We start from the raw sequence: 17,964 nt of genomic DNA on the forward strand, positions 1-17,964 counted from the left end.
TTACCACTTGAAATGCTCGTTTGCGGCAGGAAAAGCCCGTCTACCCGCATTTCGCAACAAGGATTCGCAGACCAATTCTTGCGCCGAGCGTTGCATGCGTAACGACACGGTTACATCGCCGCAATCACTGTCGCCTTCGCAGGCAAGCTCTGCCTGCTTATGGATAGCGCGCAAAGCCGTTGGCTCATTCTATTCGTGAACTGCTCTAAAAGGGCACTTGCCCGGCGCGGGCAAGGCGGCTAGCATGACAGGCATGGAACAATCGCAAGCTGTCCCTCCCCTCTCCAATCAGCTCCCGGCTTGGCTGGACTATTTACTGGCGCAGCGCGGTCTTTCGCCCCGGACAGTGGAATCCTACGGTCAGGATCTGGAAAGTTTTTTTCTGTTTGAGGAAGAACTGGCCCAAAGCGGCGGCAGTGCCTCCTGCCTGGACGAGCAGGAAATTTTTTTGTATCTGGCCTGGCTGCGGTCCAGAGGCAATACCGGGCGCACGCTGGCCCGCCGTCTTTCCGCCCTGAGGGCGTTCTTCGCCTTTGCCGTGGAGGAAGGAACCCTGAAAACCAATCCAGCGCTTTTACTGGAAAATCCCAAATTACCCCAGCATCTGCCGGAAGTGCTCAGCCGCGAGGAAATGGAAAAATTGCTGGTCCTGCCGGATATGGACGAAAAAAGCGGCCGACGCGACCGCTGCATGCTGGAGATGCTCTATGCCGCCGGTCTGCGGGTGTCGGAACTCTGCAACCTGAGTGTGGCCGACCTGGACCTGCAACGAGGGCTGGTGCGCGTATTCGGCAAAGGGGCCAAAGAACGCCTGGTGCCCCTGCATGACATGATCCAGGCTCTGCTGGGCGACTATCTGCGCTCCTGGCGGCCGCTGTTTTCCCCCGGCGGCAACCAGCTTTTCGTCAACCGTTCCGGCCGGGCTCTGAGCCGTCAGTATATCTGGAAAATGGTCAAGAAATACACCCTGCTGGCGGGTATCCGTCGAGCAGTCTCTCCCCATACCTTCCGGCATTCCTTTGCCACACACCTGCTGGAAGGCGGCGCGGACCTGCGCGCGGTGCAGCTCCTGCTCGGGCACGCGGACATCAGCGCCACGGAAATCTATACCCATGTCCAGGCGGAACGCCTGCGCGGCATTCATCATCAATTCCATCCCCGGAGCCAGCTGTGAGCGCCGCTACGGCCACTTTGATCACCTGTCACGCCAATGCCGACTTCGACGCCTTTGCGGCCATGCTGGCCGCGCGGCATCTCTATGCGCCCTGCATGCTGCTTTTCCCGGGCAGCCAGGAGCGTGGCCTGCAAAAAGTATACGCCAACCTGAACCCCGCCGCCTATGGCTTTGCCGAGGCCGCCGACCTGCGCTGGGAGGATTTCGATCGGCTGGTACTGGTGGACACCCGCCAGCGCAGCCGCGTGGGGCATGTGGCTCCCCTGCTGGAGCGACCCGGCATACGCATCGAAGCCTGGGATCACCACCCCGACTCGCCGGACGATATCGCGGCGGATGCGGTGCATCTGGCCCAGGTGGGCGCGGTGACCAGCCTGCTGGTCCAGAACCTCGAGACGCAAAACGTCCGTCTGGGTAGCGACGAGGCCACGCTGCTGGGGCTGGGCATTTACGGAGACACGGGTTCGTTCACCTACTCCTCCACCACGGCGGAAGATTTTCAGGCTGCGGCCTGGCTGCTCGGCCAGGGCATGGACGTCAATCAGATCAATGAGATGGCGGCCCATGAGTTGACCAGCCTGCACATCCAGGCCTTGAACAGCCTGCTGGAATCGGCGCGTACCTATACCATCAACAATACGCCTGTGGTCCTGGCCGAAGCCTCCATGGAACACTACCTGGGGGACTTCGCCTATCTGGCCCACCGGCTGATGGAAATGGAAAAATTTTCCGTCCTGTTCGCCATCGGGATCATGGGCGACCGCATCCAGGTGGTGGCGCGCAGTCGCAGCGACGCGGTGAACGTGGGCGACATCTGCGCGGAACTGGGCGGCGGCGGCCATGCCTATGCGGCATCGGCCTCCGTCCGTTCCATGACCATCAATGAAGTGCGCGAAACCATTTTGCGCCGTCTGTACGATCAGGCCAATCCGGACAAAACGGCGCGCGAATACATGTCCGCGCCTGCGGTAGGCATTGAATCCGCCTCCAGCATTCAGGAGGCCGACGAGCTGATGCTCCACTTCGGTCTCAAGGCCGTGCCGGTGTTCAGACCGGGCACGCGTTCCTGCGTGGGCCTGCTGGATGCCCAGACCGCTTCCCGGGCCAGCGCTCACGGCCTGGGCGACTTGCCGGTGGAGGACTATATGCAGCGTCGGGTGCGCACCCTGCCGCCCGACGCCAGCCTGAAGGAGCTCACCGCGGTCATCGTGGACGCGCGCCAGCGCCTGGTGCCCATTGTGGAAGGCGAAAAAGTGGCGGGCGTGGTCACCCGCACGGACCTGATCAATGTCTTTGCCGACGAGCCGGGCCGCCTGCTGGACCGCAAAAGCCAGAACAGCAAGGAACGCAATATCGGCAAGCTCATCCAGGACCGCCTGCCGGCTGAAATCCGGGAGCTTCTGCATCTGGCCGGGCAATTGGGCAGAAAACTGGGCCTGCCGGTCTATGCTGTGGGCGGTTTTGTACGGGACCTGCTGCTGGACAGGCCCAATCAGGACATCGATCTGGTGGTGGAGGGCAACGGCATCGCTCTGGCCAAGGCTCTGGCGGCTGAATTGAACGGCCGGGTGCGCGAGCATCAGAAATTCCTGACCTCTGTGGTCATCTTCCACGACAGCAAGGGCATTGAGTCGCGCATCGACGTGGCCACGGCCCGGCTGGAATATTATGAATACCCGGCGGCCCTGCCCACGGTGGAACTCTCCTCCATCAAGATGGATCTCTTCCGACGAGATTTTACCATCAACGCTCTGGCCGTGCGTCTGGACAGCACGCCCTTCGGCCAGCTGGTGGATTTTTTCGGAGGCCAGCGCGACATTAAGGAGCGCGTCATCCGCGTGTTGCACACCTTGAGCTTTGTGGAGGACCCCACCCGCTGCCTCAGGGCCGTGCGCTTTGAACAGCGCTATAAGTTCCGCATCGGCCCGGGAGCGGAAAAGCTGATCAAGAACGCCCTGTCCCTCAAGCTCATGGACCGTCTCTCCGGGGCGCGCCTGTTCAACGAATATCAGCATATCTGCGATGAGGAGGATCCTCCGGCCTGTTTTTCCCGCCTGGACGAACTGGGCATTTTGCAGGCCATTGCGCCCCAGCTCGGCCTGACGCCCAACAGGCGAAATCTTTTGCACCGCCTGAAGGAAATGCTTACTTGGTACCGTCTGCTCTATTTCGACGGAACCGCGCAGGCCTGGCTGGTCTATTTTCTGGGGCTCAACCTTAACATGAACTATGCGGACACTTCAGCCCATTACCTGCGGCTGGGTCTGCCGCAGGTAAAGAAGGCCGAAATCCTAGGGCAGCGTGAACAGATGCGCGCCGTGCGCGGCAAACTGGAGGCCTGGCAGCGCCAGGACGACATGGGCACGGCCAAAGTCAGCGCTCTGTGCGCCCTGTTGCGTCCCATTGCTCTGGAGTGCCTGCTGTATATCATGGCCTCCACGGACAATCCCGGCCTGCAGAAAAACCTCTCGCGCTACATCACCCAATGGCGGCGGGAAAGAGCCGACATCGGCGGTGCGGAACTGCGCCGTCTCGGGCTCGCGCCGGGGCCGCTGTATGGCCGCATTCTGAAAGCCGTACTTGTCGCCAAGCTGGACGGCGAAGCCCCCAATGTGGAAAGCCAGCTCAACCTGGCCCGCCGACTGGCGCAGAATGCGTCCGAAAACAACAATAAACGCCCGTGACCGGAGCATGCGCGAGCAATCAACGCTTGCTCCCTCCCCCCATGCAGTGTATGCTGGTCTGGTCATGAAACAACTTTGGGCGCCGTGGCGCATTGAATACATCCTCGGACCCAAGCCCGATACCTGTGTTTTTTGTCTGCCCGATACCACGGACGAAGACGAGGAGCGGCTGGTGCTCTATCGCGGCACGCGGGCTTTTGTGATCATGAATAAATATCCCTATAATAACGGGCATATCATGGTCTGTCCGTACCGGCACATTATGGCTCTTGCCGATCTGGCCGCCGAGGAAACCCACGAAATCATGGATCTGATCCAGCGCTGCACGGTGATCCTCAAGGATCACTTCAACTGCGAGGGCATCAATATAGGTCTCAATCAGGGCCAGGCCGCAGGCGCGGGCATCCGGGAGCATCTGCATTTTCATCTGGTGCCGCGCTGGAACGGCGATTCATCCTTTATGGCCGTATTTGATGAAGTACGTACCATGCCGGAACATCTCAGCCGCACCTATGCGGCTTTGCGGCCCTATTTCAGCCGCGACGGAAAAGAGGCCTGATCGCCTGCCCTCCTCTTCGGTTGCCATCGGATGGAATTGAGCGTGGCGATGACATGAATGGATAGCGCTTCCGACGCGCCTGACAGCGCATTTGCATGTTAATCTGCTTACGATGTGCTCAGCGCTTTGCCGTCAGGCAAAGCGGTTTTCTCAAAATGTCTTGGTAGCGATTCACGCTTGAAATGAGTGAATTGCCCTGGTGGTCGCGTGAGCGGACCCCGTGCCAAGCGCAAGGAAGCGACCGGAGGCGACCTGACGTGCCCGTTAGCCCAAAGGGCTTACGGGCATTGATGGCAGCGATAAACCGCGTTTTAGCATTGCTGTCGGTATCCGTACGGCTCGAAGACTCGCCAGCGGCTACCGCTTCCGCAGCACGCGGGCGGCGTAGAGTTTGAAGTGCGTAACATTTCAAACGCAAAATGCTGTAAAAGAATTTTGGGACAGCTTGTAGCCTCGAGGAGTATATCTATGCGGTATGTCAAGGTTCTGTTGCTCGCCATCCTTTTTTTCCTGGCTCTGGTCTTCTTTTTCCAGAACCAGAACGCCCTTTCCCAAAATCTGGTGTTGACGCTCAATCTTTTCTTCCTGCCACCCATGGCCTCCATTCCCCTGCCGTTCTATTTCCTGATCGTAGCGGCCTTTTTTGTGGGCGCTGTGCTGGCGCTCGCCTTCCTGGTCTGGGACAAGGTCAATCTCTCCGCGCGCCTTATGAAGAGCAAGTGGCGCGTCAGCAGCCTTGAGCGCGAAATGGAAAAACTGCGCAAGCAACTGGGCGCGGAAACCTCGCGCAGCTCGTTTTTGCGCAAGACGCAGAGTACTTCGCCCAATGCCGACAAGTCCGCAGGGGAAAACAAGCCCACAGCCGCGCCCAGTGCTCTGCCCGAAGACGTTCAGGTTCCTGATCCCGATAAAGCATAATTCCCGCCTGACCGCGCCCGGTCCCCCGGGCGCGGTTCTCTTTTTTATATGGTTTACGCGATGGCGCAAATAGGTTATCGTTTATAACTAAACGATTGCAACACCTTTTAGCGCAGCGTAACTACCATGCCAGAAACTCCCACCAAACTGACGCCCATGTTCGAACAATACATGCACATCAAGGCTGACTACCCTGATGCTTTGCTTTTTTATCGCATGGGCGATTTTTATGAATTGTTTTTCGATGATGCCGTGACTGCGGCGCGCGAATTACAGATCGCACTGACCAGCCGCAGCAAGGACAGCGAAAATCCTGTGCCCATGTGCGGCGTCCCCTGGCATGCCGTGCAGAGCTATGTGGCCCAGCTTATCGATAAGGGCTTCCACGTAGCCATCTGCGACCAGACCGAAGACCCCAAGGCCGCCAAGGGCTTGGTCAAACGGGCCGTCACCTGCGTGATCACGCCGGGCACGGTTTTGGAAGACGCCAATCTGAACACCAAAAGCCACAACTATCTGGGCGCGCTTTGCTACGATACGGGCCAAGGCCGGGGAGGTTTCGCCTGGGCGGACATTTCCACCGGGCAGTGGTCAGGCGTGGAGTTCAAACGTCAGGCAGAGCTCTGGCAATGGGCTCAGAAGCTGGCGCCGCGCGAACTTCTGGTGCCGGAAGGGCTGGAAATGCCGCCCCACTGCCTGCTGGAAGGCGTGCGCATGGTGCGCATGCCCGCCGCGCATTTTGACCTCAAACGCGCCACGGAGCGCACTCTCAGGGCACAGGGTGTACAGGAAGCCGGAGCGCTGGGTCTGCAAGGCAAAAACGAACTGATGCGTTCCTGCGGCGCGCTCTTGGTTTATCTGGATCAAACCCAGAAGCGCGATCCCGATCATCTCATGCCGTTTAAACCGCTGGACCTGAGCCGTCGCCTGCTGATCGACGAAGTGACCGAGCGCAACCTGGAAATCTTTACCCGCCTCAACGGCCGCAAGGGCAAGGGTACGTTACGCCACGTGCTGGACGATACCATGACGCCCATGGGCGGCCGCTTTCTGGAAGACATGCTCCGCCATCCCTGGCGGGAGGCCGGACCCATCGCGCGCATTCAGGAAGCCGTGGCCTTTTTCCATGACGACGACAACCGCCGCGCCGCATTGCGGGAAGCCCTGCGCGAAGTTTACGATCTGGAGCGTCTTTCCACCCGGATCAGTCTCAATCGCGGCGGCCCGCGTGATTTCATTGCCCTGCGCAACAGCCTCGCCGCCCTGCCCAAGGTTCATAACGCCCTGATTACAAGCACGAACGGCAGTTATGCCACGGAGGCCCAGTCTCTGGGGCACGAATTGCCGCAAAGCCTTTACCAGATAGTTAAAACCTGGGACCATCTGGAGGACTGCACAACCCTGCTGAGTGCGGCCCTGGTGGACAGCCCCCCCACCGTGATTACCGACGGCGGTTTGTTCAAAAGCGGCTATAATGCCGAGTTGGACAAACTGCTGGATCTTGTGGAGCATGGCGAACAAAAACTTCAGGAGTTACTTGAAGAAGAGCAGAAAAAAACCGGCATCGCCAAGTTGAAAATGGGCTATAACCGTGTATTCGGTTATTATTACGAAGTAACGCGGGCTTCCCATTCGGGCCCCATGCCGGAACATTTCATCCGCCGCCAGACCCTGGCCAATGCGGAACGCTTCACCACCGTGCAACTCAAGGAACTGGAAGAAGAGCTGCTTTCCGCCGCGGACAAGCGTAAGAGTCTGGAATACAAAATGTTCCAGGATCTGCGGGAGCATATGGCTCGTCAGCGCGAGCGTATCGTGCACATGGCGGATCTGGTGGCCCAGCTGGATTACTGGCAAAGCCTTGCCCAGGTGGGACGGCAGAACAACTGGTGCCGTCCCCGGCTCACGGACAGCGCGCATCTGGACATCCGCGAAGGTCGCCATCCGGTGGTGGAAGGCATGCTGGGCAGCGCCAACTTTGTGCCCAATAATTTCCGTCTGGACCAGAAGCGCCGCCTCTGCCTGTTGACCGGCCCCAATATGGCGGGCAAGTCCACTGTGCTGCGGCAGGTTGCCATTATTTGCCTGCTGGCCCAGATGGGTTCCATGGTCCCGGCGGCTGAGGCCACGCTGGGGCTGGTGGACCGCCTCTTTTCCCGCGTGGGCGCTTCGGATAATCTGGCCCAGGGTCAGAGCACATTCATGGTCGAGATGATGGAAACCGCGCGCATTCTGCGCCAGGCCACCCGGCGCAGCTTGGTCATTCTGGACGAAATCGGGCGCGGCACCAGCACCTATGACGGCGTGGCCCTGGCCTGGGCCGTTGTGGAGGATCTGGCCAGACGCGCCGGCGGCGAACTGCGCACGCTTTTCGCCACGCACTACCATGAGCTCACGGCGCTGGAGGGACGCATTCCCGGCGTTTTCACCATGAATATCGCCATTCGCGAGTATAACAACGACATTCTGTTCCTGCATAAGCTGGTGCCCGGCCCATCGGACCGCAGTTACGGCGTGGAGGTGGCGCGTTTGGCGGGCGTGCCCGTCCCCGTGGTGCAGCGGGCCAGGACCATTCTGGCCGGTCTGGAGCGGGGCCGCGAAGGCTCGCGCAAAGCCGTATCCGTGGCGTCCATGTCCCTGCCCGGCCTGGATCTGCCTAAAGCGAAAACGGAAGCTGACGCCGATCTGCCGGAGATCAATGCCACGCCGCCCGCAGCGGAACATCCTCTGGTTCGCTTGTTGTACGATCTCACGCCGGAGACGCTCAGCCCGCTGGACGCGCTCAAACTTCTGATGGAATGGAAAAGCCTCTGGGGCACGGAGCCGAATACGGATGCCGATGACGGCGATCAGAACGAGGAAGCATGAGCGACGCCAATCCCTGGTCCGTCATTCAGTTCATCGCTGAAAAGCGTATTGAAGAGGCGCAGGCCAAGGGAGAATTCGACAATCTCCCCGGCCGAGGCAGGCCTCTGGAATTGGAGGATATGAGCCATGTGCCCGAGGAATTGCGCATGGCCTATAAAATCCTGCGCAATGCGGGCTGTCTGCCGCCGGAACTGGCCGAGCGCAAGGAGATCAGCCGCCTTGTGGATATGCTGGAACAGTGCGAGGATGAGCAGGAACGCGTGCGCCAGATGCAGAAACTGCGCTTCATGATCCAACAGGCCCGGATGCGCCGCCAGCGCTCCATCCAGATTGAACAGGATGATCCCTACTATGCGCGTCTACTGAAGCGGATCACCGTTCTGAGCAAGCGGCATCAGGAGTAAGTGCGCGTTGAAATCACTTCAGGGTCTGTAGTCCTTCGGACAACGGCTGCCGCATGCAGCGAGCGGGCAAAAAGGCATAGTGTCAGCAGCCCCTAGTATAAATCCGCGTCCGCAGGCATGCGCTCCCAATAAATCCGGCCTTTTTTACGGTACTTGCGCAGCAGCACATAGACACTGCCCGGACCGCCGTCATGGGATTGCGCCGTGCAGAAAGCCAGCACCACCCGCTTGAAAGGATCCTGAGTCAGCCAGCTTTGCAGCTTTTCACGCAGCACGCCCATCCCGTCAGGCGAATTGCGGCCCCGCCCGGGCACCACCAGCACAGTGCGAAGCCCCTTGTACCAGCAGCCCCGCATGAAACCCCGCAGGGCTTCAAAAGCCTGCACGGCATTCAGACCGTGCAGATCCAGATGCGCTTCCGGACTCAGCCCACCGGCGCGCAGCTTGTTCATGATCATCTGATCCAGGCCCACCACATGCCCTTCCAGATATTCATCCGTAAAGGAAAGGGCGAATTCCAGCTTGCCGTCCATGAAATCCTGCAGACTCAGCTCGCCCCGCGGCGGCGGGGTGGTCGGTTGCGGTTCAGGGCTGACTTCGCGGCCCCGCGCCTGCAAGGGACGCACTTCTCCCATGACCCGCAAAAAAGCCAAGGCGTCAGCGTCGTCCGCGTTGGCGGTCGCCTGCTGCTGCGTCGCTTCCCCTGCCGCTTCCGGCTCCACAGGACCGGCCTGCTCTCCACGAACACGCTCTGGAGCAACAGATGTCCTTTGCGCGGCCTCGCCCGTAGCGGCCCGGTTCTCTTTACGGACCTTTTTGCGCCCTCCGGCATCAGGCAGGGAGCACTGTTCTTCCAGGCGGAAACCATGCGTGCCGCCTTTTCCTTTTTTACCTTCCCGCCGCACGCGACTCATGGCTTGCATGAACAGCTCGGTTTCTTCGGGATTCAGTGTGGCATCATCCACGTTATCCTGCGCTGCCCCCGCGTGCACCCGCTGTTTTCCCCGCCCTTTCTCCGGTTGCAAGGCGCATTTTTTCGCCGCGGCGGCTTTTTTTCTGTCGGGAAAATTCTTGAGATCCAGAGCGCGGAAAGGATTTTCCGCAAAAATATCATTGTCGGACATGGCGATACCGGATGACTTTCATAAATGGTAAAAAAAGCCGCGGCATGGCCGCGGCTCAACACTGTCGTCTGCAGAAAACTTATGGCGCTTTGGGGGCGTCAGCCGGCGCCTGGCCGCTCTGCGGAGCCGCCGCAGGCTGCTGCGGCGCGGGAGCGGCCTGCCCGGCATTCTGATCGGGCTTGGGCGCGGGAGTCACAGGCGCAGCCGGGGCCGGAGATGCGGGTTCCTCAATCTTGACGTTCAGAATGGTGGACTCGCTGCTGGGACGGGAACTCGTCACATAGGTGTAGCTCAAAGAGGTGATCATGAAAATGATGGCCATCAGCGTGGTAAGTTTGGCCAGAATGCCTCCCGCGCCGCCGCTGCCGAACACCGAGGTGTTGCCGCCGCCGAAAATAACGCCCATGCCTTCCTTACCCGATTGAAGCAGGACCAGAATAACCAGCAATACGCACACAATGATATGCAGCGTAAGAATAAGAGTCTGCACGAATTCCTCCTCACCACCCGGCACAACCCGGCGGCGCGCCAGAAAAAAGGATACACCGGCCTCACATCGCGCAAACGCCGCGCGACAACCCGGTAGTTGCGTATGCCCCGCCGTCAATCAACGAAGCCGTAATCAAAGCGTCCCGACCCAGCTGCTTCCGCCTGCGGGCAAACGCGGCGGGACGGGCGTTCACTACGATCCGATAATCTGCAGGAAACTTTGCGCCTCTAAAGAAGCGCCTCCTACCAGAAGACCGTCCACATTGTCAAGCCCGACCAGGGCGGAAGCATTGTCCGGTTTGACGCTGCCGCCATACAGAATGGGCAGTTCCGCAGCCGTTGCGCCGATCAGGCCCGTAAGCAGGGCGCGCAGAACAGCATGCGCCTCCAGTACCTCCACCGGGCCGGCTACCTTGCCCGTGCCGATAGCCCAGACAGGCTCATAGGCAAGGGCGAGCCGACCGGGCAACGTCCCGCGCAGGGCTTCCGGCAGAGGCTCCAGAGCCGTGGCAAGCTGGCGGGCAAGCACATCCCTGAGTTGCCCCGTCTCACGCTCATGCAGCATTTCCCCCACGCAAAGCATGACCTTAAAGTCCTGCGTCAGGGCAAAAGCCGTCTTGCGGGCCACCAGCTCATCGCTTTCACCAAAGACATGGCGGCGTTCGGAATGACCGGCCAGAACCCATGTCGCGCCCGTATCACGCAGCATGTCCGCTGAGATCTCGCCGGTAAAGGCGCCCTGCTCCGCAGGATAAAAATTCTGGCCGCCCACAGCCAGATTTTTCTTGCCGGTAAAGGCCTCCGCCACGGCAGTTATGTCCGTAAACGGCGGAAACACCAGCACCAATTTGTCGTGAGGCGTTCCGTCAGCCAGAGCTCCGGCCAGTTCTCGAGCGGTTTGCGCGGCTTCAACACGGGTTTTGTACATCTTCCAGTTGGCGGCGATGATTTTTTGCATAACAGCACCTTTGGCTGGGATCATTCTTGCAGAAGGCAGACATAGATAAGCGCATCCTCGCCGGTATCCGTATAGTAACGCGGGCGCACGCCCACTTGGCGGAAACCGCTGCCCTGATACAGACCGATGGCCGCGTGATTGCCCACGCGCACCTCCAGCAGAACTTTTTGCATACCCATTTTGCGGGCCACTTGCAAGGCCATGCCCAGAATCCGTCGCCCGAAGCCCTTGCGGCGCTCTTCGGGCCTGACGGCCAGGTTGAGTATTTCCAGCTCGTCCAGGGTATGGTATACGGACGTATAGGCCAGCAGGTCCATACCCCGAAAAAGGCCGAAAGCCGCGAAAGCCGGTTGCTCAAATGCCGCGCGGCACTGCGCCTCGGACCAGGGCAGGGAAAAACAGCGCTGCTCAAGCTCCCACATGGCCACGGCATGACGCGCGTCAAGGCGCTGGAAGGCTACCGGGACCGACGCGTCAGAAGAAACGGATGCACACATGGATCAAAGCCTTTATCCGGGATTGAAAAACGCCGCTTCTTTCCTGGAGGTGGTGGACGGGCGCAATGCGCCGCTCTGCATCATGGCTGAAAAAGACGTGCTGCGCCAGCGTCTGCGTCATCGCGCCACGGCCCTGCTGATCCGCGACAGCACGGGCCGGGCCTTGCTGAGTTTCCGCGAGGGACAAGGCTGGGGCTTTTCGTCCTTTGCCATGGTGCGGGCCGGGCAATCTTTTGAAGAGTGCGCCCGCGACATGCTCCAGGAGGACTGGGGCGAGCAAGGCGGACGTTTATTGTCTCTGGGCCTCTGCCCGCCCTGCCGGGAAAGCCGCCAAGCCTTTGTGGCCCTGTTTGAAGCCCGCCTGCCCGCCGCCCTGGCCGCCCAAAAAGCCCTGGATCCGGACCGGAGCATGCTGCTGGACTATGATGAACTCAAGGGCCTAGGCTCGCATTTCGGCGATTTGCTCTCGCCGTTTATGCGGGTGGCCGTTCAGGGCGGCTACGTGCGCCCGCGCTGAACCTACAGCATTCCCCGTTAATAATATTATACAGTTCAAACTGTACGTCGCCCGCGTGCTGCGGAAGCGGCAGCCGTTGGCGAGGCTTCGTGCCGCAGGATACCGACAGGAACGCCTTCGATCGCATCCTTGCACGCGGGCACCAGAGCAATCCACATTTGAAATGAGTGAATTGCTCTAATTCCGGGAAGACTCAGGCCGTTTTCAGCAGAAGCGCCGCCATGGCGTCGTGCAGACGGCCGTTGCTGGCAAGAAGCGCTTCGCCGAAGCACAGAGGCTCATTACGCAGATTGCTGACCCTGCCGCCCGCTTCTTCCACCAGAAGCCAGCCCGCCGCCATGTCCCAGGGCTTCAGGCCCGCCTCATAAAAGGCGTCCAGACGACCACAGGCCAGATAGGCCAGATCCACCGACGCGGCCCCGATGCGCCGCAGGCCCTGAGTTACGGGCAGGACGGCGGCGAGCCGCTCCAACACTTCCGGCAGACGCGCGGCCACATCATAGGGAAAGCCCGTGCCCACCAGCGCATCGGCAAGTGTGGCGGCTTCGGAAACGGTAATGGGCCGGTCGTTGCAGAAAGCCCCCTGCCCGCGTACGGCCCTGAAGCATTCGTCCAGCATGGGCACATTGACCACGCCCAGAACCACCCGATCTTCCTGCCAGAGCGCCACGGAAGTGCCGACCTGCGGGATGCGGTGCACGAAATTGGTGGTGCCGTCCACCGGATCGATAATCCAGCAAAGCGGGCCCGGCTGCTGGTCCGCGGCACTGCTCTCTTCAGCCATAAATGACGCCTCGGGCAGCAGGACGGCCAACTTTTCCTTGAGAAAGGCCTCCACAGCCAGATCCGTTTCCGTCACCAGATCAATGCTGCCCTTGTGCCGCACACAGCGCGGCCGGGACCAGTGATCGCGGATGATGGCGCCGCTCCGACGCACGATATCCACGCACTCGCGCAAAATGGACGCCGCCTGGAACATGGCAAATCCTTGTCAGTTGATGAACACAGAGTGATAAGCCCGGCGGTCGAGCATGGCCCTGGCCGTGCCGCGCAGAACGGTAGTCAGCGGCTCTTTGTCCACAAAGACCTTGAGGCGGGTCTCGCGGGCGATGAATTGATCCAGCCCCTTGAGCAGAGAACCGCCCCCGGCCATGAGCATGCCGTTGCGGTAGATGTCGGCGGAAAGTTCGGGCGGCGTTTTTTCCAAGGCACGCAGCACGGTTTCCAGAATGGCCTGTATGGGTTCGCGCAGGGCTTCGCGGATGTGCCCCTCGCTCACCGTCACCACTCTGGGCGTGCCCTGCACCAGATCCTTGCCGGAGACTTCCAGGGCCGGGGCATTGGCTTGGGGCATGGCCGAGCCCAGGATTTTTTTGACATTCTCCGCTGTGTTTTCGCCCAAATCCATGCGGAACACATCGCGCATATAGCGCTGTACGGCCAGATTCATGGCATCGCCGGCCACGCGGATGGACTGGGCGTTGGCGATGCCCCCCAGGGAAATGACCGCCACCTCGCTGGTGCCGCCGCCGATGTCCAGCACCAGATTGCCCAGCGGTTCGTGAATGGGCAGGTCGGCCCCGATGGCCGCGGCCATGGGTTCCTCCACCAGGCTCACGTCGAACGCGCCCGCCAGCAGGGCGGCATCTATGACGGCCTTTTTTTCCACCTGCGTGATGCCCATGGGAATGCAGATGACCATGGAGGGCTTGACCAGACGCAGGCCGTCGATGGCCTTGCGCACGAAATAGGCGATCATTTCGCGGGTGACGTCAAAATCCGCGATGACCCCGTCCTTCATGGGGCGGATGGCTCGGATGCGCTGAGGCGTGCGGCCCAGAAATTCCTTGGCTCCGGCGCCCACGGCCAGAACGGCGTTTTTTTGCACGTCAATGGCGACCACCGACGGCTCATTAATCACAATGCCGTGGGCCCGGGTATAGAGCAGGGTGTTGGCCGTGCCCAGATCCATGGCAATGTCTTTGGAAAAAAAGCGAAAAAAACGCTGCAGGAACATACTTACAGTTCTTTGCGCGGCGGCATGGGCGCGGTATCCGGGTCATAGGCCTGCGGTCCGTCGCTGTGCACCTGGGCCTTGGGCAGCATGGTCCGCAGGCGGGTTTTGAGGTACAGATTCTCCAGAAAAAGCGCCAGATGATCCACTGCCTGGCGCACGAAGCTGCGCATGCTCTCGTCGATCTGGCGGGGACTGGTGTGCGCCAGGCACAACACGCCGCGCGTGCTCTTATTGACCATCACCGGCATGCACATGGCGGCCTGAAAATCCGGCATGTCCGGCAGCTTGCCGAACAGTACCGAAGCCGGAGCCCCCTCCACGCCCTCAGCCACCACGGGCTGGTCGTTGCGGAACACCCAGCCGGTAATGCCGCTGCCCATGGGCAGGATCAACGGTTCGCCGTCCATCAGCAGCAGGCGGGCCGACTCGCACTCCACGCAATACGTTTCGCCAGGCGCGTCCACCGAAGCAAAGGCGCAGTAGTCAAAGCCCGTGGCGTCGGCCATGGTGCGCAGATAATTCTGCAAGAATTGCGGCCAGCGTTTGTAGCGGAAGCGCAGATCCTGAATAACGCCCAGTTCGGCGAAGTAGCGGGGAATGTCCCCGGCCAGTTCCTGTCGGCCGCGGCTGCCCTGCTGGCGGGAGATCAGCTCCGCGAAGAGCTGCAGTATCTTGTGGTCCTTGTCGGAAAAGGAATACTGCCGCTTGCTGTCCACGCACAGCGCGCCGCCCGTGGGTACCGGGCAGCCCATGAAAGCCTTGATACTGGCTTCCTCGCCGTCGGCGTAATAGCCCAGATTGCTCTGGCGCTGGTCGAAATTGGGCACCAGCAGGGGCTGCCGGTTGCGGATGATCCAGCCCACCAGTCCCCTGCCCGGCAGAATGGAGACGTCGGGAGAAATCTTGTCGCCCAGACTGAAGGCCGCGGACAGATAGTGGGCCTCGCCTTCCTCGTCGGGCAGGAACAATACGGCCGAATAGGCGTCAAAAACACTGCAAACAATGCTCAGAATATGTTTTTCAAGAGAATTTGCGGTCATAGCGCGTGGGGTTGAAGGTGACGGGGCGCGGCGGCCCAGGCAACGGCCCGCACGCGCTGGCTTGTTGTAGCAAAGCGTTTCCGGCGTCGCAACTGCTTTTGCGCCGCGCGCGGGCCGTGCGCCGTAAGGAAAAAACGGAGCGGAAAATCCACAAAGCCATACTCTGCGTACTGGAATTATTCCGAAAAAAAGGGTAACAAAATAAAAAAAGTTGTTACAGGAATCGCGGATGATAAAATGGCAAGAGGTTTTCAGCAAAGACGGGCTGCCCTGGCAGGATGCCGCGACGTTGTCCGAACCTGTTGCCGTCAGCGACCTGGACGGTCTCAAGCGCTTTCTGGACGCCGTCCATATCCGTTTCTGCCTTGTCAAACCCTATCAGGAAAATAAAAATTATCCACTGGTGGAAGGGCGCGAGCTGCTGCCCTCCTTTGACAACGACATGTTCGAATACAAGGACCTGCCGGGCTTCGCCTTGGTGGCCTTTGCCCGCCAGCTGGACTATTTTTCCGAGATATTTCAATTCGACAAACTGCACCCGGTCATCACTGAGGCGGACGGCGCCTGCTGCCCGCTGGAAAATCAGGTCATTGACCTGAACATTCAGACTCTGGCGTCGCGCCTGCCGCGCATTCATCAGGATATTTTCCGCCAGCAGTTCCGTTACGTGGATACGGTTCTTCTGGATAATTATCCCTCCCTCATGCCCTATCTGCTGAACATGGACAGAGCCCAGGTGCTGGCCTGGGATGCGGACAAGTTCTTTCATCTGGCCGGGGTCTTCGCCTCCTTCCCCTCGGACATCGACAGCGAGCTCAAGCGCTTCGGCATCCGTATCGGCAAGTTCGTCTACGGCGACAGCGACATGTACGAACGCAACCGCATGTTCGTCTATCAATATCTCATGGAACTGTACGGCTTTCCCATCGTCTCGGAGCGACGCACTTCCAGTGCGCTCTTCGCCCGCAAACTGCACAAGATGGGCGAGCGTTTTCTCTTGCGCGTCATGGGCCAGACCGACCGCACGCTGACCACGTACATCTCCAACGGCGAAAACCGGCGCTATCCCATGCTGGAAAAAATAGCCCTGGTGGCTGTGGACGAAGATCAGGAAGAGGCCCTGGACATCATCGACAAAGACGGCTTTTTTCTGGACAAGGCCAAGCGGGTGGTGATCATCCGGATCACCTACCGCCAGCACCGTTTCGATTCCAGCAACGTACGCCAGGACCGCGCCCTTTCCGTGGCCGGTCAGGAAGTGCTGCACCCGCTCACCGGCGAACCTCTGCGCGGCCTGAATATCATCAAGGACGCCAGCAATATGTTTTTGCGCCTCAACGATATTGTCCGGGGCGAATTCACGGGCCGCATTGTCTACAAGCGTACGGAAGTGGTGGAAAACACCGACACGGACGAAAAACGCCTCAAATTTCTGTACACCTGGTTGAGCAAGCACCAGCGCCGGATGATCAGCTACAGCGATGAATTTTTCGCCAATGTCAGCAAAGTCCTGTCCAGTTATCTTTTCGCGCCGGAAAACAGCGAAGTGTTCGATAACATGCGCGACCTGTACCAGGAAGTCTGCACGCGCTTCAGCTATATTCAGCAGGCCCGGCGAGTGCGCATTCTGGAAGACATATGTCAGCGCACCTTCAAGGGCGCGCGCATCACCTACCGGCAGATGATGCGCGAGGCCGTGGATCTGCTTAACGAACTCAAATTTGAGATCGTCAATTTCTTTCCGGCGCTGGTGGACGACATTATCGGCTGCGTGGAAAAAATTCTGCGCGACCGGTATTTGCAGCGTAATTATCTGGATGTGCCTGAAAGCTCGCTGACCAAGGCCGGTCTGGAAATACGCAAGAACTACGGGCGTCTGGTCTCGCTGCAGGACGGCTTCAAGGCCGTGCGCAAGGCGCGCCTGGGCACGGAAGCCAAGGTAATGAAGGAAGTGATTGTGGCATGAGCGGACCGTTTTTTTATCTGCCGCCCGAAGCCTGGGGGCGGGAAGTCAGCCTGGAAGGCCAGGAAGCCAAGCATCTGGGGCAGGTGCTGCGCCTTGTGCCGGGCGACGAGGTGAGTTTGCTGGACGGGCAAGGCCGTACAGGTCGCTTTGCTGTCCGCGCGGTGAGCAAAAAAAGCGCCCGCCTGGAATGCCTGCGTGAATCTTTTACGCCCCGGCCCGCATCCCTGGCTGTCATGGCTCTGGCCTTCAGCAAGGCCGTGCGGCGCGGTTTTTTTATGGAAAAGGCCGTGGAACTGGGCGCGCATGCCGTCTGGCTCTGGCAGGGCGACCACAGCCAGGGCAAACTGCCGGCCGGCGCGCGCGATTCCTGTCAGGGGCAGATGATCGCCGGCGCCAAGCAGAGCGGCAACCCCTGGCTGCCGGAAGTGCGGGCTTTGACCGGGGGCGTGGACGAGCTTGTGGAACTTTCCCGCGTCGCCGACCAGCGTATTCTGCCTTGGGAAATGCAGGAAAATGTGCCCATGCTGACACCGGATCTGGCGGGCAGGACGGGTGTGACCGTCTATATCATCGGGCCGGAGGGCGGTTTTTCCGCGCGGGAACTGGATGCCCTGCGCGCGGCGGGTTTTGCGGCGATCAGCTTGGGAGCCCGGATTCTGCGTTGTGAAACGGCTGCCACCCTTTGTTTGGGCATTCACTGGTGGGCCTCGCAATTGCCGGGCCGAAATGCGGAACACGCGGAGAGCTGA

The 17,964-nt window shown here is 60.1% G+C and carries 16 protein-coding genes; 9 read left to right on the forward strand and 7 right to left on the reverse strand.

The window, feature by feature from the left end:
- Positions 1 to 244: 244 nt before the first annotated feature.
- From xerD to HMPREF0326_RS10475, 6 genes are all read left to right on the forward strand, one after another.
- Positions 245 to 1,174, forward strand: a complete 930-nt coding sequence (gene xerD, locus HMPREF0326_RS10450) for a site-specific tyrosine recombinase XerD (RefSeq protein ID WP_008683935.1) — start codon at positions 245 to 247, stop codon at positions 1,172 to 1,174.
- Positions 1,171 to 3,858 carry a CBS domain-containing protein gene (locus tag HMPREF0326_RS10455; protein ID WP_008683934.1) on the forward strand — a complete coding sequence of 896 codons (2,688 nt, stop codon included), beginning with the start codon at positions 1,171 to 1,173 and terminating at the stop codon, positions 3,856 to 3,858. Before xerD ends, HMPREF0326_RS10455 begins: the two co-directional genes overlap by 4 nt.
- Before the next feature lie 64 nt (positions 3,859 to 3,922).
- A complete protein-coding gene (locus tag HMPREF0326_RS10460) occupies positions 3,923 to 4,417 on the forward strand; it encodes an HIT family protein (protein WP_008683931.1) in 495 nt (164 codons plus the stop codon).
- Between the two features lie 468 nt (positions 4,418 to 4,885).
- Positions 4,886 to 5,335, forward strand: coding sequence for a LapA family protein (locus tag HMPREF0326_RS10465; RefSeq protein WP_009301584.1), 450 nt, complete (start codon positions 4,886 to 4,888; stop codon positions 5,333 to 5,335).
- Between the two features lie 126 nt (positions 5,336 to 5,461).
- Positions 5,462 to 8,203: a DNA mismatch repair protein MutS gene (mutS, locus tag HMPREF0326_RS10470; protein WP_008683927.1), complete on the forward strand. Its 2,742-nt coding sequence runs from the start codon at positions 5,462 to 5,464 to the stop codon at positions 8,201 to 8,203.
- A complete protein-coding gene (locus HMPREF0326_RS10475) occupies positions 8,200 to 8,607 on the forward strand; it encodes a DnaJ family domain-containing protein (RefSeq protein ID WP_008683926.1) in 408 nt (135 codons plus the stop codon). Before mutS ends, HMPREF0326_RS10475 begins: the two co-directional genes overlap by 4 nt.
- Positions 8,608 to 8,699: 92 nt before the next feature.
- On the opposite strand, the gene HMPREF0326_RS10480 is transcribed toward HMPREF0326_RS10475, so the two are convergent.
- The 4 genes from HMPREF0326_RS10480 to rimI form a co-directional block, all read right to left on the reverse strand.
- On the reverse strand, positions 8,700 to 9,731 hold the full coding sequence (locus HMPREF0326_RS10480; protein ID WP_008683925.1) for a Smr/MutS family protein: 1,032 nt from the start codon (positions 9,729 to 9,731) through the stop codon (positions 8,700 to 8,702).
- A 79-nt stretch (positions 9,732 to 9,810) separates the two neighbouring features.
- Positions 9,811 to 10,221 carry a preprotein translocase subunit SecG gene (gene secG, locus HMPREF0326_RS10485; RefSeq protein WP_020990513.1) on the reverse strand — a complete coding sequence of 137 codons (411 nt, stop codon included), beginning with the start codon at positions 10,219 to 10,221 and terminating at the stop codon, positions 9,811 to 9,813.
- A gap of 192 nt (positions 10,222 to 10,413) precedes the next feature.
- Positions 10,414 to 11,178 (reverse strand): triose-phosphate isomerase, encoded by a 765-nt coding sequence (gene tpiA, locus HMPREF0326_RS10490; protein WP_008683923.1) that lies wholly within the window; start codon positions 11,176 to 11,178, stop codon positions 10,414 to 10,416.
- Between the two features lie 20 nt (positions 11,179 to 11,198).
- Positions 11,199 to 11,675 carry a ribosomal protein S18-alanine N-acetyltransferase gene (gene rimI / locus HMPREF0326_RS10495; protein ID WP_232224928.1) on the reverse strand — a complete coding sequence of 159 codons (477 nt, stop codon included), beginning with the start codon at positions 11,673 to 11,675 and terminating at the stop codon, positions 11,199 to 11,201.
- Between rimI and HMPREF0326_RS10500 the strand changes: the two genes are divergently transcribed.
- Complete coding sequence (locus HMPREF0326_RS10500) at positions 11,674 to 12,192, forward strand: NUDIX hydrolase (protein ID WP_008683921.1); 519 nt, start codon at positions 11,674 to 11,676, stop codon at positions 12,190 to 12,192. The two genes, rimI and HMPREF0326_RS10500, sit on opposite strands and share 2 nt — an antisense overlap.
- Positions 12,193 to 12,385: 193 nt before the next feature.
- Here HMPREF0326_RS10500 and HMPREF0326_RS10505 read toward each other — a convergent pair whose 3' ends face one another.
- From HMPREF0326_RS10505 to HMPREF0326_RS10515, 3 genes are read right to left on the reverse strand one after another with little or no spacing between them, the layout of a single operon-like run.
- Entirely contained in the window at positions 12,386 to 13,171 is a 786-nt protein-coding gene (locus HMPREF0326_RS10505) for an inositol monophosphatase family protein (RefSeq protein WP_008683920.1), read from the reverse strand.
- A gap of 12 nt (positions 13,172 to 13,183) precedes the next feature.
- Positions 13,184 to 14,209 carry a rod shape-determining protein gene (locus tag HMPREF0326_RS10510; protein WP_008683919.1) on the reverse strand — a complete coding sequence of 342 codons (1,026 nt, stop codon included), beginning with the start codon at positions 14,207 to 14,209 and terminating at the stop codon, positions 13,184 to 13,186.
- 2 nt (positions 14,210 to 14,211) lie between these two features.
- Complete coding sequence (locus HMPREF0326_RS10515) at positions 14,212 to 15,249, reverse strand: GAF domain-containing protein (RefSeq protein WP_009301575.1); 1,038 nt, start codon at positions 15,247 to 15,249, stop codon at positions 14,212 to 14,214.
- Between the two features lie 229 nt (positions 15,250 to 15,478).
- Here HMPREF0326_RS10515 and HMPREF0326_RS10520 point away from each other — a divergent pair, with 229 nt between their 5' ends.
- Entirely contained in the window at positions 15,479 to 17,215 is a 1,737-nt protein-coding gene (locus tag HMPREF0326_RS10520) for a hypothetical protein (RefSeq protein WP_008683918.1), read from the forward strand.
- Positions 17,212 to 17,964 carry a 16S rRNA (uracil(1498)-N(3))-methyltransferase gene (locus HMPREF0326_RS10525; RefSeq protein ID WP_008683914.1) on the forward strand — a complete coding sequence of 251 codons (753 nt, stop codon included), beginning with the start codon at positions 17,212 to 17,214 and terminating at the stop codon, positions 17,962 to 17,964. The genes HMPREF0326_RS10520 and HMPREF0326_RS10525 overlap by 4 nt, the downstream gene beginning before the upstream one ends.

It is taken from the genome of Desulfovibrio sp. 3_1_syn3, from assembly GCF_000145315.2.
Taxonomy (GTDB): Bacteria; Desulfobacterota; Desulfovibrionia; order Desulfovibrionales; family Desulfovibrionaceae; genus Desulfovibrio; species Desulfovibrio fairfieldensis.

Coding starts and splice junctions, on each gene's coding strand:
- xerD (WP_008683935.1), top strand. CDS start 245: ATGACAGGCATGGAACAATCGCAAGCTGTCCCTCCCCTCTCCAATCAG.
- HMPREF0326_RS10460 (WP_008683931.1), top strand. CDS start 3,923: ATGAAACAACTTTGGGCGCCGTGGCGCATTGAATACATCCTCGGACCC.
- HMPREF0326_RS10465 (WP_009301584.1), top strand. CDS start 4,886: ATGCGGTATGTCAAGGTTCTGTTGCTCGCCATCCTTTTTTTCCTGGCT.
- mutS (WP_008683927.1), top strand. CDS start 5,462: ATGCCAGAAACTCCCACCAAACTGACGCCCATGTTCGAACAATACATG.
- HMPREF0326_RS10475 (WP_008683926.1), top strand. CDS start 8,200: ATGAGCGACGCCAATCCCTGGTCCGTCATTCAGTTCATCGCTGAAAAG.
- HMPREF0326_RS10480 (WP_008683925.1), bottom strand. CDS start 9,731: ATGTCCGACAATGATATTTTTGCGGAAAATCCTTTCCGCGCTCTGGAT.
- tpiA (WP_008683923.1), bottom strand. CDS start 11,178: ATGCAAAAAATCATCGCCGCCAACTGGAAGATGTACAAAACCCGTGTT.
- HMPREF0326_RS10500 (WP_008683921.1), top strand. CDS start 11,674: ATGGATCAAAGCCTTTATCCGGGATTGAAAAACGCCGCTTCTTTCCTG.
- rimI (WP_232224928.1), bottom strand. CDS start 11,675: ATGTGTGCATCCGTTTCTTCTGACGCGTCGGTCCCGGTAGCCTTCCAG.
- HMPREF0326_RS10505 (WP_008683920.1), bottom strand. CDS start 13,171: ATGTTCCAGGCGGCGTCCATTTTGCGCGAGTGCGTGGATATCGTGCGT.
- HMPREF0326_RS10510 (WP_008683919.1), bottom strand. CDS start 14,209: ATGTTCCTGCAGCGTTTTTTTCGCTTTTTTTCCAAAGACATTGCCATG.
- HMPREF0326_RS10515 (WP_009301575.1), bottom strand. CDS start 15,249: ATGACCGCAAATTCTCTTGAAAAACATATTCTGAGCATTGTTTGCAGT.
- HMPREF0326_RS10520 (WP_008683918.1), top strand. CDS start 15,479: ATGATAAAATGGCAAGAGGTTTTCAGCAAAGACGGGCTGCCCTGGCAG.
- HMPREF0326_RS10525 (WP_008683914.1), top strand. CDS start 17,212: ATGAGCGGACCGTTTTTTTATCTGCCGCCCGAAGCCTGGGGGCGGGAA.